This is a genomic window from Acinetobacter sp. YH12100 (assembly GCF_013419135.1).
Taxonomy (GTDB): domain Bacteria; phylum Pseudomonadota; class Gammaproteobacteria; order Pseudomonadales; family Moraxellaceae; genus Acinetobacter; species Acinetobacter pseudolwoffii.
Genome location: NZ_VPAQ01000001.1, coordinates 106,627 through 129,766, shown reverse-complemented (window position 1 = coordinate 129,766; position 23,140 = coordinate 106,627). Strand labels below are relative to the sequence as shown.

General features: G+C 43.7%; 17 protein-coding genes and 1 tRNA gene. 14 read left to right on the top strand and 4 right to left on the bottom strand.

Going from position 1 to position 23,140, the window contains the following annotated elements:
• The first annotated feature begins 70 nt into the window (after positions 1-70).
• Positions 71-1,051, top strand: a complete 981-nt coding sequence (locus FTU40_RS00750) for a bile acid:sodium symporter family protein (protein WP_005171651.1) — start codon at positions 71-73, stop codon at positions 1,049-1,051.
• Between the two features lie 195 nt (positions 1,052-1,246).
• Positions 1,247-1,471, top strand: a complete 225-nt coding sequence (gene rpmE / locus FTU40_RS00745) for a 50S ribosomal protein L31 (RefSeq protein WP_005096496.1) — start codon at positions 1,247-1,249, stop codon at positions 1,469-1,471.
• An 84-nt stretch (positions 1,472-1,555) separates the two neighbouring features.
• Here rpmE and FTU40_RS00740 read toward each other — a convergent pair whose 3' ends face one another.
• From FTU40_RS00740 to epmB, 3 genes are read right to left on the bottom strand one after another with little or no spacing between them, the layout of a single operon-like run.
• On the bottom strand, positions 1,556-3,721 hold the full coding sequence (locus tag FTU40_RS00740) for an EAL domain-containing protein (protein WP_180039406.1): 2,166 nt from the start codon (positions 3,719-3,721) through the stop codon (positions 1,556-1,558).
• On the bottom strand, positions 3,703-5,448 hold the full coding sequence (locus FTU40_RS00735) for a GTPase (protein ID WP_180039404.1): 1,746 nt from the start codon (positions 5,446-5,448) through the stop codon (positions 3,703-3,705). Before FTU40_RS00735 ends, FTU40_RS00740 begins: the two co-directional genes overlap by 19 nt.
• Positions 5,449-5,457: 9 nt before the next feature.
• Positions 5,458-6,480 (bottom strand): EF-P beta-lysylation protein EpmB, encoded by a 1,023-nt coding sequence (gene epmB / locus FTU40_RS00730; RefSeq protein WP_180039402.1) that lies wholly within the window; start codon positions 6,478-6,480, stop codon positions 5,458-5,460.
• 382 nt (positions 6,481-6,862) lie between these two features.
• Here epmB and efp point away from each other — a divergent pair, with 382 nt between their 5' ends.
• The 8 genes from efp to FTU40_RS00690 all read left to right on the top strand — a co-directional run bounded on the left by efp (position 6,863) and on the right by FTU40_RS00690 (position 15,823).
• Positions 6,863-7,432 (top strand): elongation factor P, encoded by a 570-nt coding sequence (gene efp / locus FTU40_RS00725; protein WP_005096501.1) that lies wholly within the window; start codon positions 6,863-6,865, stop codon positions 7,430-7,432.
• Between the two features lie 171 nt (positions 7,433-7,603).
• On the top strand, positions 7,604-9,703 hold the full coding sequence (locus FTU40_RS00720) for a carbon starvation CstA family protein (protein WP_180039400.1): 2,100 nt from the start codon (positions 7,604-7,606) through the stop codon (positions 9,701-9,703).
• 10 nt (positions 9,704-9,713) lie between these two features.
• Positions 9,714-10,016 (top strand): YbdD/YjiX family protein, encoded by a 303-nt coding sequence (locus FTU40_RS00715; protein ID WP_005096505.1) that lies wholly within the window; start codon positions 9,714-9,716, stop codon positions 10,014-10,016.
• 431 nt (positions 10,017-10,447) lie between these two features.
• Entirely contained in the window at positions 10,448-11,410 is a 963-nt protein-coding gene (locus FTU40_RS00710) for a MoxR family ATPase (protein WP_005096506.1), read from the top strand.
• A 12-nt stretch (positions 11,411-11,422) separates the two neighbouring features.
• Entirely contained in the window at positions 11,423-12,328 is a 906-nt protein-coding gene (locus FTU40_RS00705) for a DUF58 domain-containing protein (protein WP_005171639.1), read from the top strand.
• Between the two features lie 13 nt (positions 12,329-12,341).
• Positions 12,342-14,333, top strand: a complete 1,992-nt coding sequence (locus FTU40_RS00700) for a DUF3488 and transglutaminase-like domain-containing protein (RefSeq protein ID WP_180039398.1) — start codon at positions 12,342-12,344, stop codon at positions 14,331-14,333.
• 47 nt (positions 14,334-14,380) lie between these two features.
• A tRNA-Val gene (locus tag FTU40_RS00695) sits at positions 14,381-14,457 on the top strand.
• A 328-nt stretch (positions 14,458-14,785) separates the two neighbouring features.
• The gene (locus FTU40_RS00690; protein WP_180039396.1) at positions 14,786-15,823 is read left to right on the top strand and encodes a metallophosphoesterase; all 1,038 of its coding nucleotides are present in this window, start codon (positions 14,786-14,788) and stop codon (positions 15,821-15,823) included.
• An 88-nt stretch (positions 15,824-15,911) separates the two neighbouring features.
• Here the strand turns inward: FTU40_RS00690 and FTU40_RS00685 are convergent, their stop codons facing one another.
• Positions 15,912-16,334 (bottom strand): OsmC family protein, encoded by a 423-nt coding sequence (locus FTU40_RS00685; RefSeq protein ID WP_005171632.1) that lies wholly within the window; start codon positions 16,332-16,334, stop codon positions 15,912-15,914.
• A gap of 147 nt (positions 16,335-16,481) precedes the next feature.
• Between FTU40_RS00685 and crp the strand changes: the two genes are divergently transcribed.
• From crp to FTU40_RS00665, 4 genes are all read left to right on the top strand, one after another.
• Entirely contained in the window at positions 16,482-17,189 is a 708-nt protein-coding gene (gene crp / locus FTU40_RS00680) for a cAMP-activated global transcriptional regulator CRP (RefSeq protein ID WP_005171629.1), read from the top strand.
• Positions 17,190-17,378: 189 nt separating this feature from the next.
• Complete coding sequence (locus FTU40_RS00675; protein ID WP_100355096.1) at positions 17,379-18,428, top strand: NADP(H)-dependent aldo-keto reductase; 1,050 nt, start codon at positions 17,379-17,381, stop codon at positions 18,426-18,428.
• Positions 18,429-19,005: 577 nt separating this feature from the next.
• A complete protein-coding gene (gene clpB / locus FTU40_RS00670) occupies positions 19,006-21,585 on the top strand; it encodes an ATP-dependent chaperone ClpB (protein ID WP_005096526.1) in 2,580 nt (859 codons plus the stop codon).
• A gap of 228 nt (positions 21,586-21,813) precedes the next feature.
• Positions 21,814-23,097, top strand: coding sequence for a DUF945 family protein (locus tag FTU40_RS00665; protein WP_074382984.1), 1,284 nt, complete (start codon positions 21,814-21,816; stop codon positions 23,095-23,097).
• The last annotated feature ends 43 nt before the right edge of the window (positions 23,098-23,140 follow it).

The following is a 23,140-nucleotide window of genomic DNA, read 5'->3' as shown; positions in this document are numbered from 1 at the left end:
GACCCGGCATCTGTTAAGATAGCCGGGCATTTTTTTATCGAACAATAAAACTTTAAGGGAAGAACAGCAGATGCTTAAATTGTTGGCATTGGACCGCTTTACGATATTGCTATTTGTCATGGTGCTGTTGGCCAGTGTAGTGCCTGTCTCCGGACAGGCCGCTGAAGTTTTTGGCTGGATCACGACAGGCGCGATTGCCATTCTATTTTTCCTGCACGGTGCCAAGCTGTCCCGCGAAGCGGTGGTGGAGGGGATCATGCACTGGAAATTACATACTTTGGTCTTTGCACTGACTTTTGCCTTGTTTCCTATTCTAGGTTTGCTGGCCAAGCCGATTTTATTGCCAATGCTCGGGCAGGAGCTGTACTGGGGCTTCCTATTTATGTGCTTCCTGCCATCTACCGTTCAGTCTTCGATTGCTTTTACTTCCGTCGCACATGGGAATGTGGCCGGTGCTGTCTGTAGTGCATCTTTTTCCAATATTATCGGCATGTTTATCACCCCGGTATTGGTCGCATTTTTCATTTTAGGTCAATCTGAGCACGGGTTTGACCCAACCGCTTCGATTATCCAGATTACGCTGTTGTTATTGGTACCTTTTATCTTGGGGCAAATTTTACGTCCCTGGATTTATCCAAAAATGATGAAAATGCCAAAAATCGTCAAGGTCTTCGATCAAGGCTCAATTTTACTGGTGGTCTATGGTGCTTTTAGTAGCGCCGTAGTAGCGGGACTTTGGAATGAAGTCAGTCTCAGTACATTATTGCTGTTATTGCTAGCCTGTTCGGTGCTTTTGACCCTGGTGATGCTGTTGTCGCTGTATATCCCACGCTGGCTGGGTTTTAGTCGCGCTGACCAGAAGACGGTATTTTTCTGCGGTTCTAAAAAAACCCTGGCCAGTGGCGTGCCGATGGCACAAATTCTATTTATTGGCCAGCCACTGGGCATGATTGTTTTGCCGATCATGATTTTTCATCAGATTCAATTGATGGTTTGCGGGATTATTGCCAATGTGTGGGCCAAAGAGGCTGAGTCAGAAGCAGAAGAATAATTCGCATATTGAATTTTTTTCACGTATAATAATGCCCACTTGTTGTGCTTAGCTCTGACGGTATCCGTCTCGGTGGGCCAAAAGAATGGTCTGTTGTGGTGTTGATCTGCATGAACTTTGTTCCTGCTTCCTCATTTGAGAGTGATCAATAGCGATGACAGCTAAACCTTCTTGAATCTAATGGAGTAATCGACCATGCGCGCCGATATTCACCCAAAATATGAAACTTTAGTTGCGACTTGTTCATGTGGTAACGTAATCGAAACTCGTTCAGCTGCTGGTAAAGAAACACTTTACCTAGACGTATGTTCAGCTTGCCACCCATTCTACACTGGTAAGCAAAAGAACGTTGACACTGGCGGTCGTATCGACAAGTTCAAACAACGTTTTGCTGGTATGTCACGTTCTGTTAAACGTTAATACCCAAAATGAAAAAACGGGCCTCAAGCCCGTTTTTTTGTGCCTGCCATTTGGAAAATAACCGCATGGCAGGCATATAACTATTTAATGCTCTTGTACATCAATCAGGTGATCGAGTTTTTTCTGGAAATAATCCCCTTGAATAAAGCGGGCATCAACATTCCAGGCATTGGCGAACAGGGTCATATCATTTAATTCGCGGACCAGAATATTCAGCGGTTTGATATCATTATAGCTGGTGATTTTTTCCTGCAGCTGCTCGACTCCAGTCTCGTTATTCAGCATCTGGGTCAAGCTGGAATGCAAGCTGACACCATCTATTTCCAGCTCACGCAGCAAATTCGGACCATACATCGATTGACCAAAATCACGCAGCGCAATCAGCGCGCCATGTTCATGCAGAACACGTAGATATTTCTGCGCATCCTGTTGATTCAGCAGAATATCTTCTTCAGAGAATTGCAGGATCAGCGGATGTCGGACTTTGCTGCGAATAATCGTAATCAGCTTGGAAATAAATTCCGGGAAGCTACGGTCTTTAAAGAGTACCGCACGGTTCAAATTCACGATTAAGGTCGCATCCGGATACTGGGTAATAAAGTTGTGCAACTGTTTACTGGCTTCAACCAGAATCCAGCGATCCAGTTTAATCGACAGCTCATCATCTTCATGCAGTTCAAGGAGTGTAGAAATATCCTGCCATTTATTCTCATAAATGAAGCCGCTGGTCACTTCATAAGTATAAAGGCGGGTATCTTCTTTATCATACAACTGCTGATATTTTAAATGGATTTCACCACGATCCAGACATTCACTCAAAGCTTTCAGGATATGAGGTGTCGCCGCAGGAATAGAGCTGACTGCTGGACTGATCGCCGCAACTGTTGGGCTTTCGATTGGTGTTTCAGCCACACTAAAATCGATCTGCGGCATTTCTAGAGATGGCTGGTTGCTCAGTGAAGCAGGAATATCCAGTACAAATTCAGGTGCTACTTCTGCTTGAGGTAAAGACGTAGAGAAGGCTCGTGCAATCAGTTCATTGCAGTGCGCTTCATCATTTAAACCCTGTTCCAGAACCACATAACCCATGCGTAAATTGAGCGGGAACGAATTTTGTCCCACTGTCACTAATTGTGGCTTGCTGAGTGCATTTAATCCGATCAGTTTGGATTCAAGAATTGCTTTGGAATCTGCCTGGAACAGACCGACAAGGACGTCATATTCCAGCTTGAATAATGGAACATGGGTTTGTTCTTTGAGGAATTCTTTAACAGCTTTGAAATATCCACTAAACGTCGTCCACTCAGACTGTAGAACTTCTGGTTCATAGGAACTTAAAGAGAAAGTTACTATGGCATTTACAGGTGCGGACTGTTTGGTTATTTCACGTTTAAGGAGCTGGAAAGTACTCGGTTTTCCGGCCGGCTTCTCGGTATTGCCTGCTTGAGCCTGAGTATCAATAGTAATTTGTAGTGCATCTTCTTCAGCGCTGGATGGCAAGAATTCCAGTTTTAATGGGTTAGATGCGGCGACACGCGGATTAAGAGAGTGGATTTCAACCCGGCCTAAATCGACCTGGCCTTGAGAAATCTTTTTGAAACGTGTTTTAAAGTCGTTTAGATCAGAAGGTTGTAATAGATCTAGCAGCGGCAGGCCAATAATCTCGTCTTCACTTTGTAAGCCAAACAGTTTCAGATAGTCTGCATTGGCCTGAATATGAATCCCTTCTTGAATGGTTGCGATGGCACGATTACTATCTTCGACTAAGGATTGTGTCTGACTTTGTGCTGCTTCCAGTTCATTGAGCAAATGTTGCTGGGTCTGCGATACACGGCTAAATGACAATGCCCGAACCAGTCCCACATAAAAGCGTTCCAGGTAGTCAAAATTGAGAATGTCATAAATTCCTTTATGAATATACTGGGCATAGTGTTCAGCCTGATAGTCATCCGGTTTAAGCAAAATCATCGGCAGATGAGACTGCTGGGAAAGACGCACCAGACTTAAGGCCTGTTCATATTTCAGATCATAAGCACGGCCAAAGATAATCAGATCCCAGTTAAAATTTAACTGTTTTTCAAAAGATTGCAAATCATCAAGCAGGACAGCATCAACCTGATAGTCATTGCTGGTCAGAAGATCACGGATTTGGTTATATCTAATTTGATTATCATCAATAATCAGTAAACGTGTTTCGGTACGTTTTAACTTTTTAGACAATAATGGATTTCTCACTTCAATGCTTCCCATAAATCATGATTTCTGCTTTCATTCATGTGCTGACCGATAAAGTTTTCTATCATTTCTTCTTCTTGATCATTCAATAATTCATAATCAAAACGGATAAAACTCTGCGTAATCAGTTGTGCTTTGGTCAGATAGATTTTTAATTCTTTCTGACCGAGGCGTAAATGAATGGTTTGTTTTTCCCTAAACATCTGTGAACCAGAGACAATCACACTGGTCGTGACCTGATCCAGTTGCGTCATTTTTACCAGCAGTGCAGGCTGATAATTGACATGATGGCGTTCGGTACGGCTATAAGCCGCGCAAGGGAATAATTCCTGAGCCAGAACTTCCAGCCCAATTTCCAGACTCTTGTCGGTCGATTGCTTGATCCAGCGAATCACACCACCACGCCACTGACGCTGTGATTTTTCCTGAACCAGAATAAATTCACCGGTTTTCAGATTGGCAGGGGTAATGCCTGACCATTTAATCCGGTAACCATTGACACTAATATCCAGAACTTCAGCGCTATGAATCTGTTTGGTTTCGCGATCGAGGGCCTTGATGCTGCTAAAACCACTTGGAATGGCATTTTCCATTGAGCTGACAAAACTGCTTTCACTCTGGAAGTTATAATTGGCCTCAAGTTCCAGGGTCTCGTTAAAGTTTTTACCTTTGGATAGATAAAAATGTGCCACCGTCAAGCCAAAGCAGATATTGATCTGGGCTGAATATTCATAACGTTCGTGACGGCGTTCGATATTATTCGAGAGCAGATTATAGATATGAAAATGTAGTGCAGGGGTCAGGAACAGTTTTTCATTACGCGACAGATACTGGGCATTTTTGCTTTGAGTATGGGTCAAATGTTCCATCAGATTCTGGGTGGAAATATAGAAGCTTGGCTGAAAATTTTCACCCTGATGCGAATTAAAGATCGGGGGGTGATCTTTGCTGGCATCCACCACATAGCGGGACAGTGTGGTTTCTTTCGGTAGAATCTGCACCAGTTTGGCCCAGTCAAAACTGCATAGGTACAGCCCCTGAATTTCTGCAGGGCGAATCTGATGGGTATTAAAAATATCCAGTAAAATCAGTTGAGCATAAGCATGTGCAATATTCTGGATCTCGTGCTGGGTGCCTAAAACCTGATTGATATTGCTTTGGTAGAAATTATTTTCGATTGCACATTCAAGCAGTTGATGTGCAGCCAACCATTGCCCCATATCCGGTGTGCTGTATAACATATGCTGTTGATATAACAGCAGGCTGAGCTGTTGCAAAGCATAATAAATCGACACCATACGCGCGGTTTGAATGCTTTTCTTTTTACCCAGAGAAAACAGGGAAAATTTTTGATGGGTCAGTTGATGATTACAGCGTTTGACGATATCAATATAAATTTTGGCAAAATGGCTACGCAGCAGCATGGCCAGTTCAATGATTTGATCGTTACGATCCGAAGTAATCAGCCCCTGATTGACAAAATGCTTTTCCAGACTGGTCAGAACATTTTCAAGGGTCGGATGCAAGACCTGAATCAGGTCAAAGCGCAGGGTTTCTGTGCATTTCAGCTCAGAAATTTCTAATAAGGCATTAAACAGGGATTTGGATGAATTTCCCAGTTGCAAAATTGAAATACCGGAAACCCACTCTTGCAAAGCTTTGGCAGTCGTCGGGCAAAAGCTCAGCTGATCCCGTGTGAGTTCCGTCGGTGTCTGAAAAATGTCGGACGTATGCTTGCTCATCTTTATTATTTAACTCAAAAATGTTGAAACCCCAAAAAGCGGTGTCTTATTGTTCTCGCCCGCTATTTCTCGAACCAGTTTAGGAACCAAATACCCCGGAAGGTTCGCTAAAACTTCAGTATAAATCTCATAAATGTCATCAGGTGGTAAATCAAAATGATGTGCACCTTTTACTTTATCAAGTACATGTAAATAATACGGCATCACCCCGGCATCAAACAAGCGATAGCTTAAATCTGTCAAAACCTGAGCAGAATCATTCACACCTTTTAATAAAACTGCCTGATTCAGCACAGTAATCTGTTGTTGAACCAGTTGGTTTAAACGCTTGCAAGTGAAGTCATCCAGCTCCGATGCATGGTTTGAGTGTACCACCAGAATAATACGTAGCCTACTGTTTTTTAACATGCTAAGTAGCTCTTCGTCGACTCGGTTGGGGATCACAATAGGAACTCGTGAATGTATTCTTAAGAATTTGAGATGTGGTACTGATTCTAGTCGTTCAATCCAGGTTTTTAATTTCCGGTTCGATAAGGTCAGTGGATCACCACCGCTCAGAATTACTTCATTAATATCGGGCTGGCTTTGCAGATATTGCTTGATATTGATCCAGTCTTCATTTTTAGGCAGGTTGTCCTGATAAGGAAAATGCCGGCGGAAACAGTAACGACAATGCACGGCACAGGCACCGGTCAGCGTCAGCAAGAAACGCGATTTATATTTATGTAATACGCCGGGCTGCTGATTGGCCTGTTCTTCGCCCAAGGGATCGGTAACAAATTCTGGATGTTCTTCCAGTTCCAGATGATGGGGCAGCACTTGTAAAAGCAGGGGGTCTAAAGGGTTTCCGATCTGCATTTTGCCCACAAAATCGCGTGGGACACGCAACTTAAACTGTTCAGAAGCTAAAATGGCACCTGAGAGCAGTTGCTCTGGTGCAAGTTGCAGTACTTCAAGCAGTTCGCGTGGATCAGTGATCAGGTCGCTGAGCTGTGATTGCCAGTTTTGTTCTTGATATAAATAGTTTGTCATGCTGGAAGATTAACAATAATAAGTGAGAGGACAAAGCCTGATGGGCGCAGTTTAACAGTTTGTGCGCAAGCGCAATAATCCACTGCGCTGTAAAATAAAGAGTGATTAAGCTATGCTGATCTTCGTGCTCGCCTGATGCTATTTTAACGTTGAGCAAGACATGAATAAACAAAGGATTTTCATGTCTGATTGTAACTTAAACAGCCTGAGCGGGTGAAAGCGGATTTTTTCATTGCGGCAAAGTGTATTGCTCATTTAGAATACGCAACATCAAATGAATGTGCATGTGGCAACTCAATGTTCGTGTCAGACTTGCTAAATGACATTGCAACAGCCCATAGCATCAATAGATTAAAGTTAGTAAGTTTGGAGTGCGCCAGTCATGGCCTATTATTCTACGAATGATTTCAAGTCAGGCCTTAAGGTTATGCTTGATGGCAACCCATGTTCAATCATGGAAAACGAATACGTAAAACCAGGTAAAGGCCAAGCTTTTAACCGCGTAAAATTACGTAACCTTAAATCAGGTAAAGTTCTGGAAAAAACTTTCAAATCAGGCGAGAACCTAGAAGCGGCTGATATCGTTGAAGTAGAAATGGAATACTTGTACAACGATGGCGAAATGTGGAACTTCATGGATCCTGTTACCTTTGAACAGATCGCAGCTGATAAAACAGCGATGAGCGAGGCTGCAAAATGGTTAAAAGACGATTCAAATGAAAAATGTACCATCATGTTGTTCAATGGCGTGCCTTTAAACGTGACTCCACCGAACTTCGTAGTACTTAAAATCGTTGAAACTGATCCAGGTGTTCGTGGTGATACTTCTGGCGGTGGCGGTAAGCCGGCGAAACTTGAAACAGGTGCTGTGGTACGTGTTCCATTATTCGTACAGCAAGAAGAAAGCGTTCGTGTAGACACCCGTACTGGTGATTATTTAGAACGTGCATAATGGTTTGAAAATAGACTATTATCGAGAGGGATGATTTAAATCATCCCTTTTTTTATGCCAAAGTCTTAGAGGAAAGTGAAAAGAACAGGCGTAAAGTCGCAAGGGAAAACAGCAGTACTTCGAACAACAACAACCGCGCTGATTTGTATGCATCACAATATGAGGGATTGAATGGAAACTTTACAAAAGAAGTCCACGCTGACTTCGAAAATAATTTGGCTTTTGGTAGCCATAGTGGGTGCAGTCTCCTTTGGAATGCTGGCCCTGAGTCGGGGTGAGCATGTCAATGCAGTCTGGCTGGTACTGGCAGCTGCCTGTGTCTATAGCATTGCTTACCGTTTCTATAGCCTGTTTATTGCCACCAAAGTATTTGAGCTGAATGAACGCCGTTTAACCCCTGCGCATCGTCTGGCCGATGGTCTGGACTATGTGCCAACCAATAAAAGTGTTTTGTTTGGCCATCACTTTGCTGCAATTGCCGGTGCAGGCCCGCTGGTCGGTCCGATCCTGGCCGCACAAATGGGTTATTTGCCCGGAACCATCTGGCTCTTGGTCGGTGTAGTACTGGCCGGTGCGGTACAGGATTTTCTGGTGCTGTTTATTTCGACCCGTCGTGACGGTCGTTCACTCGGTGAAATGGCCAAGCAGGAACTCGGCACCTTTGCCGGTATTATCGTCATGCTGGGTGCTTTAGGCGTGATGATCATCATCCTGGCGGTGTTGGCACTGGTGGTGGTTAAAGCCTTGACCAATAGTCCGTGGGGCGTGTTCAGTATTGCTGCCACGATTCCGATTGCGATCTTTATGGGCGTGTATATGCGTTTTATCCGTCCGGGTAAAATTGCAGAAGTGTCGATTATTGGTTTTGTATTGATGATGCTCGGGATCATCTACGGTGAAAACATCGCGCAACATCCGTACTGGGGGCCGTTCTTCACACTATCGGGAACTGAGCTGACCTGGGCATTGATTATCTATGGATTTATTGCATCAGTATTGCCGGTGTGGCTGTTGCTTGCGCCACGTGATTATCTATCCACTTTCTTGAAAATTGGTGTAATTGCCGGTCTGGCGATTGGTATTCTGTTTGCCATGCCTGAAATGAAACTGCCAGCGGTGACCAAGTTTATTGATGGTACTGGCCCAGTATTTGCAGGCTCCATGTTCCCATTCCTGTTTATTACCATTGCCTGTGGTGCGATTTCCGGTTTCCACGCCTTGGTCTCTTCGGGAACGACACCGAAACTGGTCAATAACGAACGCGATATCCGTGTGATCGGTTATGGCGGTATGTTGATGGAATCTTTTGTGGCGATCATGGCTTTGATCTGTGCCGCAGTTCTGGATCCGGGAATTTATTTTGCGATTAACTCGCCAGCCGCCTTACTCGGGACTACCGCAGAAAGTGCGGCAGAAGCAGTGCGTACCCTTGGTTTTGTGGTAACCCCTGAAGCCTTGACTTTATTGGCTCAAGAAGTCGGTGAAAACTCGATTCTGTCACGTACAGGTGGTGCACCGACTTTTGCGATTGGTATGGCGCATATCATCACGGAAATTTTTAATAGCCGTGAAATGATGGCGTTCTGGTATCACTTTGCGATTCTGTTTGAAGCTCTATTCATTCTGACAGCGGTAGATGCCGGTACGCGTGCCTGTCGCTTTATGGTGCAGGATACAGTCGGCATCGTGATTCCTGCGGTGAAAAACTCGCATAATTTCTTTGGTAACTTGCTGGGTACTGCGGTTGCAGTCGCAGGTTGGGGCTTCTTCGTCTATCAGGGCGTGGTCGATCCACTCGGCGGCATTAACAGCTTATGGCCGCTATTTGGTATTGGTAACCAGATTCTGGCTGCGATGGCGCTCATTCTCGGTACAGTCATTCTGTTCAAAATGAAAAAACAGAAATATGTCTGGGTCACCATTATCCCGACCGTTTTCCTGTTCATTACTTCCATGACTGCCGGCTGGCAGAAGATTTTCCACGAAAATCCGAAGATTGGTTTCCTGGCACAAGCTGATCGTTTCAATACGGCCATCGCCAATAATGAAATCCTGGCGCCGGCTAAAAGTATTGCAGAAATGCAGACTGTGGCCATGTCGAATCAGATTAATGCCGCACTTTGTGCCTTTTTTATGATCGTTGCTTTTGTGATGCTGTTCGCCGCGATTCGCGTGATTCGTCGTGCTTTAGCAGATCCGAATCCTTCTGTGCATGAAGCGGAAGCCATCTATCGCGATCCTGAAGACATTCAGCCAGCGAAAGGTCATTAAGGAGAGTCTTATGAATCTGAAATTTGCCAAAAGCGGAAAAACCATGATTTATAAAATCATCAAAATGACCGTGATGTCACAAAAGGATTTGATTCTGAATCCGAAAAACTGGTCACGTATTGCGACCTTGTGGCAACGCTTGCAGCAAAGTTTCCGCCTGATGGTTGGGGTGCCAGATTACCAGACCTATGTGGAGCATATGCGCAAGCATCATCCAGACCTGGAAGCGATGGACCCGAAAACATTTTATCGTCACTGTGTGGATTCGCGTTATCCATCGGCAGGCGGCGGGATGAAAAAGTGTCCGTGTTAATCATTGAGTAAAACAAGCGCCTTTCGGGGCGCTTTTTTATGCCTAAATATCGGTCTTAAAAATGGCCGAGCGAATGACCTCTCATTTCATTCACTCAGTTGTTTCAGAATATTCTTGATTCAAATCCAGGATAAAAATAAATCTGCATACCTTTTAAGTATGGTGTTTTAACTATCATAAATAAAATGTATACGAGGTATTAATACTCGCACTCGAAGAAAAAATGATTTCTTCTTGAACCGGTTTTTTTGCCTGTTTTCTATGTTGCCATTTTCTCCGTACTTGATAAAACCCACCTATTTTTATTTGAATTTTTGCCATTTTGTCGCGGGTATTCTCATTCAGTTACACAGATAGAGAATTGATCTTTTGGGGAAATTAAAATTTCAGTGTATGTTAATCCTAGACCGTGTTTTATTAGGAAAATTAGTGTGATCTGGGGCATGAAACAAAAGGAAAATAACGATACTGCACATCTCAATACTGTGCTTGAACAAAAGATTGCAAGTTATGCGCCCAAGATCCAGCATTTTTTTGAAGAGGTCAATGCCATCGTACTGGACAAGCAGGCCCAGACCAAGTTGGCGCTGTGCTGTCTGATTGCAGGTGGTCATGTTCTATTTGAGGATTTACCGGGTCTGGGGAAAACCACATTGGCGAGTAGTCTGGCACATCTGGCAGGGTTGAAGTTCCAGCGGATTCAATTTACCAACGATATGCTGGCCAGCGATGTCATCGGTATTAATATGTTTAACCAGAAAGAACATCAGTTCGAGTTTAAACAAGGCCCGATTTTCACCCAGATTTTACTGGCAGATGAAATTAACCGTTGTAGCCCCAAAACCCAGAGTGCCTTACTTGAAGCCATGGAAGAGGGCTATGCCACCATTGATGGCGTACGCTATGCCTTGCCAAAACCATTCTGGGTGATTGCCACACAGAACCCACTGTTTCAAAGCGGCACTTATGCCTTGCCGGAATCGCAGCTGGATCGTTTTCTGATGCGTTTGTCTTTGGGTTATCCATCGCGTCATGCCGAGAAGCTGTTATTACAGCAGGAATCCCGTTTTGCCCTGATTGCCAGTCTGGCGCATATTTTTACTGAAGATGAAATTCTGGATCTGCAAAGTCTGGCGCATCAGGTCTTTATGAGTGAAGCGATTCAGGAATATCTGCTGGATCTGGCGGAAGAAACCCGCAAGAACCGTCATGGCCTGTCCACCCGTGGTTTATTGGCACTCAAGCGTGCAGCACAAGCGCATGCGCTGATTCAGCAACGTGCCTTTGTCACAGCGGATGACGTACAGGCCGTATTTGTGGCGGTGACTTCACATCGTCTGGGTTTGAGTGAAGCTGAAACTTTGAATGTCATGCAACAGGTTGCGGTCAGCTAAAGGAGTCCTCTCTTGGATAAAACCTGGCAAGAATGGCTGGCCAAACGCTTTCAATTTTCACAGCAGAAACAGCTCTCGCAGAAAGACGTCTTGGTATTTATTTATCAGCAGGGCTATCTGTATCTGGTGTTGATCTTGATCACCTTTGTGGCAGGGGTGAATTATGCCAACAATCTGATTTTAGGTTTCTGCTTTTTAATCAGTGCTGTGCTGTGTATCAGTTTTTATCTGACGTTTAAGCAGCTGCATGGCTTGAAGATTGAATTAATCGCGGATGAAGTGGGGCAGGTCGGACACAGTCTGAATCTGCAAATGTATTTTCAGCAGCAGCAAGTTCGACCACATTATTTGTATATTAAAGCTGGAAATCAGCTACACAAAGTTTATCTGAATGCACAGAAGCAGCAGTTTATCCTGCCATTTTATGCAGAGCAACGCGGTAAATTTGATTATCCCGTCATTCAAATATATTCGGTTTATCCTTTTGGATTGGTTCGGGCCTGGACTTATCTTTATCATCAGCATACTGCCTGGGTTGCGCCCAAAGCAGAAGTTTTTAGCGCAGAAAATAGATACCATCTGAACCGCTTTGAACCAGATATGGATGAATTTCGCGAACTGCGAAATTACCAGACTGGCGATTCCTTGCAGTCGGTATCCTGGAAGCAGTTTGCCCGAGGACAGGGCTTATATGTCAAGGTTTTTGAGCAGTATCAGGATGAACACAGTATCGAGATTCATTATGAACATATGCCGACGCAATCACATGAAGAAAAACTTGAATTTATGATGGGACTGATCGAGCAATGCGAGCAACAACAATGTGCTTATGCACTGCATTTGCCCCAAGCCGAATTGCCACAGGGTGCAGGTGAAGCGCAACTGCGTAAAGCCAAACAGTTATTGGCACAGGCCTAAGGCAGATAAAGCAATGATCAATGCAAAAATCCATACTTCGATTGTACTGACCTTGAGCCTGATTCTCATCGCCCAAATGGCATTTATTCCGGTTTTACTCAGCATTATTTTTGCCATCAGTATTCTGTGTATCTGGATTTATCTGAAACGTCAGCAGCCATTTCCTAAAATTGGCACCTTCTTGCTCACAGTTTTGGCACTGGGCAGTATTTATTTAAGTTATCAGAGCTTTATTGGTGTTGAAGCTGGAGTGGCAGTTTTATCGACATTTTTATTTGCCAAATCACTGGAAAGTAAAAACAGGCGTGACTTAATTATTTTGTTTAATTTTGCCCTGTTTGTCGCTGCCAGTTCATTTTTATACAGTCAGTCATTTGGCATGGCGATCGTGATTGTGCTGTGTTTAATCAGCTGTCTGATTGGCCTGTACCGGATTCAGACCAGCGAGTTTGAGCAGGAGCCGACCACCCAGCGTGCCGCCTTACAACAGGATGCCAAGCATGTAGCGAAGTTTATCCTGTACGCCATTCCATTTTTCCTGCTGCTGTTTATTTTCTTCCCGCGTTTGCCACCACTTTGGCATATTCCCATCCCAGAAAATAAAGGCGTGACCGGTATTAGCGACAGCATGTCGCCTGGTGATATTGCTGAATTATCGCAGTCTAGTGCATTGGCTTTCCGGATTATCGGTGATGTCAGCAAACTCCCACCGCGTTCAGAGCTGTATTGGCGCGCCTTGGTACTGGATGAATATGATGGTCAACGCTGGACCAGCAGCTTCGTCAATCAGCAACCTTTAATGCGACAGCCCATGGATAGCTCGCCAGTGCCGGTTGGATGGAACTATCAATATCTGGCTGCGGATCCTTCGGTGTTCTGGATCATGGGGCTGGAAAAATCGATACCTGTAGAGCGCCGTTATTATAACCGTCAGGACTGGAGTATTGTACCGCGACGACTCACGCAACGCGTTGAACCGATTCCGCTGCAGTGGATTGGGACACAATATGATCCTCAGGCTGTAGGTCAATATCTTGCGCGAATCAATACCCAGGTACAGCGCAGATTGGATCCTCAAGCGCAGCAGCTGGCACAACGCCTATATATGCAAAGTGCTGAAGATCCACGCCGTTATGTGCAGAACGTTCTCAACTGGTATCAGCAGAATAACTTTGTTTATACCCTGAAACCGGGCCAGTTGGGACAAAACCGGATTGATGAATTTCTATTTAACTCCCGGCAAGGGTTTTGTGAGCATTATGCATCGAGTTTTGTCATGCTGATGCGTTATGTCGGGATTCCTGCACGTGTGGTGACTGGTTATCAGGGTGGGGAACTGGCACCGGATCGTAAGAGTTGGGAAGTCCGGCAACTGGATGCTCATGCCTGGACAGAAGTCTGGTTAGATCAGAAATGGCAGCGCTTTGATCCGACCGCCATGATTGCGCCGCAACGTATAGATGGCGGAATGCAAAACCTGCTGTCTCAAGATGAAAGAGTCTGGTCAAATAATTCGACCTGGACATCGCAGAATAATCAGTGGATGACCAAGATGCGGGTCTGGAGCGATTATGCCAGCTACCAGTGGCAAAGCAAGGTGGTGGGTTATAATGCAGAATCGCAACAGAACTGGCTATCAAAATTAGGTCTGAGTTCGGTTTATTCGAGTATTGTGGTTTTGCTCGGCAGTATTGCATTACTGATTCTAGCTTATATATTAAGAATTTATCTAAAAGCCCGACAGGCTCAATCCCCATTTGATCGTGATATCCAACAGTTGAATCAATCTTTAGCTGACGATCTCAAAAAACAGCCTGCTGAAACTTTTCATCACTGGATGCAGCGTTTATCCCAACAGGTTAAGGTCGAAAATCAGTCTGCATTTATAGAGGCAATCCGGATTTTTGAAAAGTATCTTTATTCAGGAGCAGAACTTACTGATCAAGAATTGAAAAAATTCAAGGATTTGCTTAAAACTTGTGCTGACAGTTTGAAAATCAAATGAAAAGACTTGTCTTCAGTCAGAAAAATTTATAATATGCCATACATTCTAGGTGTATAGCTCAGTTGGTTAGAGCGCTACGTTGACATCGTAGAGGTCTCCAGTTCGAGTCTGGATATACCTACCAAGATTCAAAAAAGCCCATTCAAAGAATGGGCTTTTTTATGACTTAATTTTAATGTAATAAATTTAATTGTTTCATAAAGTCCAGCCTGCACTCAAAAATACAAAAAATAGCAGGACTAAACTCTTAAAGCATATAAGGATTATGTCTGGTATTTTTTAGGTCATTTTAAAATCAAGATAAAATATATTTTATAAAAAATCTTTATTTAAACCTGACATATTTTAACTGAACTATTTAAAGTATCTAGTGTTCTGTATTCCGATCTAAAAAAATTTAAAGCATACTCCAAGGATGTTCATCTGGCTTCATTTTAACTCAGGATGCATAAGTGAAATATTCATTTATACAACAGGCTTTCACTGGCCCCGTGGATATCGTTGGGGATATTCATGGCGAGATTGCAGCACTGGAACAACTGATTCATGTATTGGGTTATGACCGGCACGGTCGTCATCCTGAACAGCGTAAACTGATTTTTGTTGGTGATCTGTGTGATCGGGGGCAGGATAGTGTCGCGGTGATCAAGCGGGTCAAACAGCTAGTAGATGAAGGCTATGCACAATGTGTCATTGGCAATCATGAATTGAACCTGTTGACCGATACTTTTCGGGAAGGCAATGGCTGGTTTTTTGGTTCACCGCATCAGGATGATCTGAAACCTTTTGATTCCATACAGGCTTCAGCCACAGACCATAAGTGGATTCTGGATTTTTTAAATCGCTTGCCGGTGGCGCTCGAGTCTGAGCAGCTGCGTGTGGTACATGCCTGCTGGCATCAGCAATCCATTGATCGATTACGTGATTCTCATTTCAATTCGCTCAGAGAAGCCTATGCTAAATTCGTTGAGCATACAGCGCTGGATTTGCAAGCCTTAGGTATTAATGAATTAATACAGAATGAACAGCAACAATACCAACACCAGTTCAAAGACCCAGCTGCAACTTTACCTTTATTGCAACACCTCGCAGAAAAAGAGCTGCGTGAGCAGATGCATAATCCAATTCGGGTCATCACTTCAGGTGCAGAACAGATCGCGGTGCAACCCATTTACGCCGGTGGCCGATGGCGCATGATCGATCGTTTGCCATGGTGGGACAACTATACCGATCAAATTCCAGTGATTACTGGGCATTATTGGCGAAACTTTAAAACTACTGAAGAAAAGGCCGGACTATTTAAATCGATCGATGCATTGCAATGGTATGGACAGCAACAAAATGTATTTTGTGTAGACTATTCAGTGGGCAAACGCTATCTCGATCGTCAGCAGGGCGTCGCGTTCAGACATCGACTTGGCGCTTTAAGATTTCCAGACAATATTCTGATCTTTGAAGATGGCACCCATTACCTGGTTCAAGGGACTTAATCAGATAGAGTCTTCAGAAATTTTTCCCGGCAATTTGTTGGGATAAAAAAGCAGCCATTCAGGCTGCTATTTTTAGAAGATTGCAAGTTTATTCTGCTTCGATAATTTCATAATCATGGGTAATTTCAACGCCGCCATCCGAAAGCATTTTGCTGGCAGAGCAATACTTTTCTGCAGAAAGTTCTACGGCTTTTGCCACCTGTTTCTCTTTAATGGCTTTGCCTGTCACGACAAAATGTAAGTGAATTTTCGTGAAAACTGCCGGAATTGTATCCGCACGTTCAGCCTTTAACTCACAACGTACATCGCTAATATCCTGACGGGCTTTCTTCAAAATGGTCACAATATCAAAAGATGCACAGCCACCCAGACCGGTTAAAAGCAGTTCCATTGGACGGGGACCACGGTTTTCACCGCCATATTCCGCTGAACCATCCATAATGATGGTGTGACCACTTTGAGTTTTTGCTTCAAAAGCAACATTCTCTAACCAATGAACGCTTGTTTGCATTGCAACTACCTAAAAAAAGCTATAAATTTGTCAAGTAACTGTACACTAACATAAATTGGGTTGATACGGAATTTCAATCCCACTGTGTGACAAGTTCACATTAGGTCTTGTGCGATCTATACATTATCCATATTCGGAACCGTAAGCATGACTTCAAACTTTTCACAATTAAGCACAGATGCGCTTTCTCCGGGGCAATTACCAGAATCCGTGAAAGCACTGTTAAAACGTGCATATATTAATCGTTATCCAAAACGTACTACGATCATTGATGCAGGATCAGAATCTAAATCTTTGTATTTGATTTTGAAGGGGTCTGTATCCATCATTCTTCGTGAAGATGATGATCGTGAGATTGTCGTGGCATATTTAAATCCAGGTGACTTTTTTGGGGAAATGGGTTTATTTGAGGTAAATCCACAACGTACTGCAGAAGTTCGTACACGTGATGTGTGTGAAATTGCTGAAATCACCTATGAAAATTTTCATGAAATCAGCAAGCAATATCCTGATCTGAGCTATGCAGTATTTGCTCAGCTGGTACGCCGTCTGAAAAATACCACACGTAAAGTGACTGATCTGGCATTCATTGATGTTTCAGGCCGTATTGCACGTTGCCTGATCGACTTGTCTTCTCAGCCTGAGGCGATGATTTTACCAAATGGCCGTCAGATTCGTATTACCCGTCAGGAAATTGGCCGTATTGTCGGTTGTTCCCGCGAAATGGTCGGCCGTGTACTGAAGACACTTGAAGAACAGGGCATGATTGAAACCGATGGTAAAGCCATTCTGATTTTCGATGTTTCTCTGGAGGAGCCAGAAACGGTCAGTGCCGGTGAGCTCGAAGACGAATAAGTCAAAAATAAAAAAAGCAAATCTTCTGATTTGCTTTTTTTATCTCTACTTTAAAAGCACAAATCCATTCGAACATAACAATTTGGCACAAGCTTTTTAGAAAAGATAATTTAAGTTCCCTTATCATTCCCATAGGCTATAGCGCATGTGATCGCAATAAACGACCGATAAATTTTAAGGATATTTTTTATGCAGTTCAGACCATTGGCAGATACAGGCATTCTTTTGCCGGAAATTTGTTTGGGCACCATGACATTTGGTGAGCAAAACACACAGGAAGAGGCTTTTCAGCAACTGGATTATGCTTTGGATCAGGGAATGTATTTCTGGGATACTGCGGAAATGTATCCGGTTCCGCCGAAACCTGAAACCCAGGGTGCAACCGAGCGTATGATTGGTAACTGGATTGCCTCTCGCGGTGGCCGTGACCAACTTTTTCTGGCCTCAAAAATTGCCGGTCCTTCACAAGGCGGCAGTCATATCCGGGATGGCAGAACCCGTTTCGTTGCAGATGAAATTGCATCAGCGATTGACCAGTCCTTGGCACGTCTGCAAACCGATTATATCGATTTATATCAGCTGCACTGGCCGCAACGTCCAACCAATTTCTTTGGCAAGCTGGGCTATGGTAATGCAGAAGCGGCAGAAGATCGTGCAGTAACAGATCTGGAAGAAACCTTAACCGCTTTACATCAAGAGATTCAAAAAGGCCGCATTCGTTATATCGGCCTGTCCAATGAAACCCCATGGGGCACCATGAAATTTTTACATCTGGCTGAAAAACTTGGTTTATCTAAGTTTGTCAGTGTGCAAAATCCCTATAGCTTATTGAATCGTACTTATGAAATGGGCATGTCAGAAATTGCCAAATACGAAGGTGTAGGCCTGTTGGCTTATTCACCTTTGGCATTCGGTTATCTGACCGGTAAATTCCGTCATGGTGCGCGTCCTGCCAATGCTCGGGTTACTTTATATTCGCGCTTTAGCCGCTATAGCAATCCGGAAAGTGAATGGGCGACCGAACAATATGCACAACTGGCCGAGCAGCATGGTCTGACTTTGACGCAATTGGCTTTGGCCTTTATCAAACAGCAGTTCTTTGTAACCAGTACTATTATTGGGGCCACCAATCTGGATCAGTTAAAAGAAAATATTCAGGCCTTTGAAATCGATTTATCTGAAGACGTACTGAAAGGTATTGAAGCGATTCACTGTCAGCAGCCAAATCCGGCTCCATAATTTTTATCGTTATTTAGACGCACCCTTGATTGAGGGTGTTTTTTATTGTTGATTACACGCTTATTTTAATGAAAAAGAGTATGGGAAAGGATCGTCAAATCCGCATAATTAAAACATCATCCATAAAAGATGCTCTTATAAAAATGAATCATGAAACTACTTTGTCCCAAACAAAAGTATGAGCGAAAGCCATACGGAAGTTGCTGAACTAATTTTTCTTTATCAGTGATAAGGCCATTAATCACCTCGAGTATTGATTCAAACTGAACAGAAACTCTCTGAAGTTCTTCATTTGGTAGAAGGGTTAGGACAGAATATGTAAGCCAATTTTGTTTTAAATTATCCCGATACAACTAAATAGCTTAATCAAGATGATGAGTTAGCGCTAGTCTTGGGGTCTCATTAAAAATTCTCTTTCGCTTACTTGAAATATGATTTGACTACACCAATATTATAATTGAAATCTGTATATTTTTAGATAATAAGTTTTTGAAAAATATGCAAAAATAATTTGAAATCTGATTAATCGCACCCATATATCCATCAAGTAGAAAATTTGTTGGGAGGAATAACAAAAATGCGTTTTGAGAAATTTACCAATCGCCTGCAGCAAACCCTTTCCGATGCACAATCATTGGCCATGACTAAAGACCATAGCTCGATTGATGGGATTCATATTCTGGCCACCTTGATGGATGAAGCATCCAATGTCAGCTTGCTGCAGCAGGCCGGCGCCAATCTGCGTGAATTGCAAACCAAGCTGCAAACGGCCCTAAGTAATGCAGCAACCCTGAGCAATCCCTCCGCGGATATCAATCTCAGCCCTGAAGCGGCAAAAGTATTACATTTGGCAGACAGCTTCGCGCAAAAAGCCGGAGATGAGTTTCTATCTACAGATTGGGTACTGTTGGCGCTGGCAGAAACAGGTAACACAAAAACCTTATTAAACAGTGTTGGCCTAAAGGCAGAAACCTTAGGCCAGATCATTAATCAATTTCGAGGCGATGAAAAAGTCATGAGCAATAATCATGAAGATCAGCGTGATTCACTGAATAAGTACACCATTGATTTAACTGAACGTGCTTTGGCAGGCAAGCTTGATCCTGTGATTGGCCGTGATGATGAAATCCGCCGTACCATTCAGGTTCTGTCACGCCGCACCAAAAATAACCCGGTACTGATTGGTGAGCCGGGTGTGGGTAAAACGGCAATCGTCGAAGGTCTGGCACAGCGGATTATTAATGGTGAAGTACCTGAAGGACTGAAAGGTAAACGTGTTTTATCGCTGGACCTGGGATCTTTACTGGCCGGTGCCAAATACCGTGGTGAGTTTGAAGAACGCTTAAAAGCCGTTCTGAAAGATATTGCCAAACACGAAGGCGAAATCATCTTATTCATCGATGAGCTGCATACCTTGGTGGGTGCCGGTAAGGGTGATGGTGCGATGGACGCCGGTAACATGCTGAAACCGGCGCTGGCACGTGGCGAGCTGCGCTGTGTCGGTGCGACTACGCTGGATGAATATCGTCAGTATATTGAAAAAGATGCAGCGCTCGAGCGTCGTTTCCAGAAAGTCTTGGTGGATGAACCGAGTGTGGAAGACACCATTGCGATTCTGCGTGGTCTGAAAGACCGCTATGCAACGCATCACGGGGTACAGATTCTGGACTCTGCGATTATTGCTGCAGCGAAAATGTCACATCGTTATATCACCGATCGCCAGTTGCCGGATAAAGCCATCGACCTGATTGATGAAGCAGCATCACGTATCAAAATGGAACTCGATTCCAAACCAGAAGCTTTGGATAAACTGGAGCGCCGTCTGATTCAGTTAAAAATGCAGCTGGAAGCGGTGAAAAAAGATGAAGACTCAGGTGCCAAAGCTGAGATTCAATATCTGTCTGACCAGATCGCCACGGTTGAAAAAGAGTATCAGGACCTAGAAGAAATCTGGCGTGCCGACAAAGCCTTGGTTGCTGGTAATAAAGACATTCAAGTCAAACTGGATCAGGCCCGTATTGCACTGGACAAGGCGCAACGTGAAGGTGATCTGGCTGAAGCAGCACGGTATCAATATGGCGTCATTCCAGAGTTACAAAAACAGCTGGAACGTATTGAAGCAGCTGAAGAAAGTGAAGCACCGAAACTGCTGCGTGACAAAGTCACCGACAATGAAATTGCCGAGGTGGTCAGTGCGGCCACCGGTATTCCTGTGGCGAAAATGTTGCAAGGTGAACGTGACAAACTGCTGCATATGGAAGAGTTCCTGCATAACCGTGTGGTGGGGCAAGAAGAAGCCGTGGTGGCAGTATCGAATGCGGTACGCCGTTCACGTGCAGGTCTGTCAGACCCGAACCGTCCAAGTGGCTCGTTCCTGTTCCTGGGTCCAACGGGTGTGGGTAAAACAGAATTGACCAAAGCATTAGCCAACTTCTTGTTTGATAGTGACGATGCCATGATTCGTATTGATATGTCTGAATTCATGGAAAAACATTCGGTGAGCCGTTTGGTCGGTGCGCCTCCGGGCTATGTGGGTTATGAAGAAGGCGGGGTGCTGACGGAAGCGGTACGTCGTAAACCCTATAGCGTGATCTTGTTCGATGAAGTCGAAAAAGCGCATCCGGATGTGTTTAATATTTTACTACAGGTGCTGGATGATGGTCGTTTAACTGACTCGCAAGGCCGGGTAGTGGACTTTAAAAACAGCGTGATCGTTATGACGTCGAACCTGGGTTCGCAGGATGTGCGTGAACTGGGCGTTAATGCAACACGTGATGAAGTTCGTACAGTAGTGATGAATGCGGTCTCGGAACATTTCCGTCCGGAGTTTATTAACCGTATTGATGAACTGGTGGTCTTCCATGCGCTGGAAAAAGACCAGATTCGCGGTATTGCCGATATCCAGTTGAATCGCTTGCGTCAGCGCCTGGCAGAGCGTGATATGCGTCTGTCGGTAGATGACAGTGCTTTCGATCAGTTAATTGATGCCGGTTTCGATCCGCTGTATGGTGCGCGTCCGTTAAAACGTGCGATCCAGCAACGTATTGAAAATGGCCTGGCTCAAAAAATCCTTGCAGGGGAATTCCAGCCGGGTGATACGATTCTGGTCCAGGCCGAAGCGGGTGATTTAATCTTCGAGAAAATGAAAGTTAGCTAATATTGCCTGTCCTTTTAATTTTCAGAAAACCTAGCTTCGGCTAGGTTTTTTGATGGCTGACAATTCAGGTCATATCAGTAAAAAAATTGCTTAAAAGTGACAGCTATTTTTAATATTTTGTGATGAATATTATGTTTAAGTGATTTATTTGCAAAACAATTATCTTTATTTTTTAAGATTAACTATAATTTATGTTCAATAAAAATAGATAAATTCTGAGCAAAAACTATGTCGAAAATAGTATGGGGTGGAATTGGTGTCGTGGTGTTGGCGGGGGCTGTGAGCACGGGTAATTTATATGCAGATAAGAGCTTGAAAGCGCATTATCAACAAAATTTAAAACCAGCGCCGAACATTAGTGTGCAATATACTGACTACGCTATGGGGGCTCTACAAGGCACGGCCAAGTGGAGCATGAGCATTGTGCCAGACGCGTGTAATGCCAAAGAAAAATTAGTATTTAATGGTCAAGACCAAATTCAGCGTACCTGGAAAGGCTATACCATTCATTCTCAACTCGATTTAGCACAAGGACAGGGCGCATATGCTGAATTTTTTCAGCAACCTTTAAAAGTGACGACGCAAGTCAACTGGTTGGGTGTATCGACCACACAATTACAAACCCCTGTCATCGAAAAAAAAGAAGCAGGTTTATATACCAGAATTGACCCTATACAGATCAAGTTTCAGGCAAAACAGAGTCAGGGACAACATAAAATTTTAAATATGAGTTTTGATGTGCCAGAATTGTCTATTCGTGATCAGTCTGGAAATACACAACTCAAGGGTGTGCATTTTAAAACCAATCAGGCTCTGAATGCGCAGTATTTAGAACCGGGTTATTTCGAGTTCAATATTGTCAAAATGCAGCGCCAGGATGCTAAGGCAGAAGGCTCAGGACAACTGAAAGACCTGAGCTGGCGTATGGATACCCAACTGCATGAGCGTACAGTAGATGTTCAATCAAAATTTAAAATTGCCGAAATGGGCTTAAATAATGTCCCTGCGATGCAAGACTTAGAACTCAATTGGGAGCTCAAAGACTTACAGCGTCAAAAAATGCAGATATTATTTGATATTCTGCAAAAGCAAAATAACTCTTGTCTGGAAGCAGGAAATTTTGAAAAAGATGCGATACAAGCCATGCTGGCGGTGATTAATGATGGCTTCAAGTTTGAATCGAAGCAGAATCAGTTAAAGTTAGGCACAGGCAGTATTCAGGCAGATTTAGTCGGAAAAGTAATGCCAGGCCATCAAACCACCTTGGAAAGCTTGGCAAAAATGTTCCCAAATCTGTTAGAAGTGCAAACCAATATCAGTTTCAATAAACAGGTAGTAAAAACCTTCACTCATCATTATATGCGTGCCGCAGGTAAAAATATGTCCGATCAAGAGCTGGAGCAAATGCTGAGTGCGATGCAAGCTAATCAGCAAATTCAGCGAGATGGTGATGTGTTTAAACTATCCATGCATTATCTGTATGGTGAAAAGAAGTTCTTAACTGCACAATAAGTTGTAAGTCGCTTTTTAACAGCGAATCTAAGAAGAAAAAGCC

What these genes read in the sequence shown, in the direction of transcription:
- FTU40_RS00750 (WP_005171651.1), top strand. Translation starts at nt 71, where the DNA reads ATGCTTAAATTGTTGGCATTGGACCGCTTTACGATATTGCTATTTGTC.
- rpmE (WP_005096496.1), top strand. Translation starts at nt 1,247, where the DNA reads ATGCGCGCCGATATTCACCCAAAATATGAAACTTTAGTTGCGACTTGT.
- FTU40_RS00740 (WP_180039406.1), bottom strand. Translation starts at nt 3,721, where the DNA reads ATGGGAAGCATTGAAGTGAGAAATCCATTATTGTCTAAAAAGTTAAAA.
- FTU40_RS00735 (WP_180039404.1), bottom strand. Translation starts at nt 5,448, where the DNA reads ATGAGCAAGCATACGTCCGACATTTTTCAGACACCGACGGAACTCACA.
- epmB (WP_180039402.1), bottom strand. Translation starts at nt 6,480, where the DNA reads ATGACAAACTATTTATATCAAGAACAAAACTGGCAATCACAGCTCAGC.
- efp (WP_005096501.1), top strand. Translation starts at nt 6,863, where the DNA reads ATGGCCTATTATTCTACGAATGATTTCAAGTCAGGCCTTAAGGTTATG.
- FTU40_RS00720 (WP_180039400.1), top strand. Translation starts at nt 7,604, where the DNA reads ATGGAAACTTTACAAAAGAAGTCCACGCTGACTTCGAAAATAATTTGG.
- FTU40_RS00715 (WP_005096505.1), top strand. Translation starts at nt 9,714, where the DNA reads ATGAATCTGAAATTTGCCAAAAGCGGAAAAACCATGATTTATAAAATC.
- FTU40_RS00700 (WP_180039398.1), top strand. Translation starts at nt 12,342, where the DNA reads ATGATCAATGCAAAAATCCATACTTCGATTGTACTGACCTTGAGCCTG.
- FTU40_RS00685 (WP_005171632.1), bottom strand. Translation starts at nt 16,334, where the DNA reads ATGCAAACAAGCGTTCATTGGTTAGAGAATGTTGCTTTTGAAGCAAAA.
- crp (WP_005171629.1), top strand. Translation starts at nt 16,482, where the DNA reads ATGACTTCAAACTTTTCACAATTAAGCACAGATGCGCTTTCTCCGGGG.
- FTU40_RS00675 (WP_100355096.1), top strand. Translation starts at nt 17,379, where the DNA reads ATGCAGTTCAGACCATTGGCAGATACAGGCATTCTTTTGCCGGAAATT.
- clpB (WP_005096526.1), top strand. Translation starts at nt 19,006, where the DNA reads ATGCGTTTTGAGAAATTTACCAATCGCCTGCAGCAAACCCTTTCCGAT.
- FTU40_RS00665 (WP_074382984.1), top strand. Translation starts at nt 21,814, where the DNA reads ATGTCGAAAATAGTATGGGGTGGAATTGGTGTCGTGGTGTTGGCGGGG.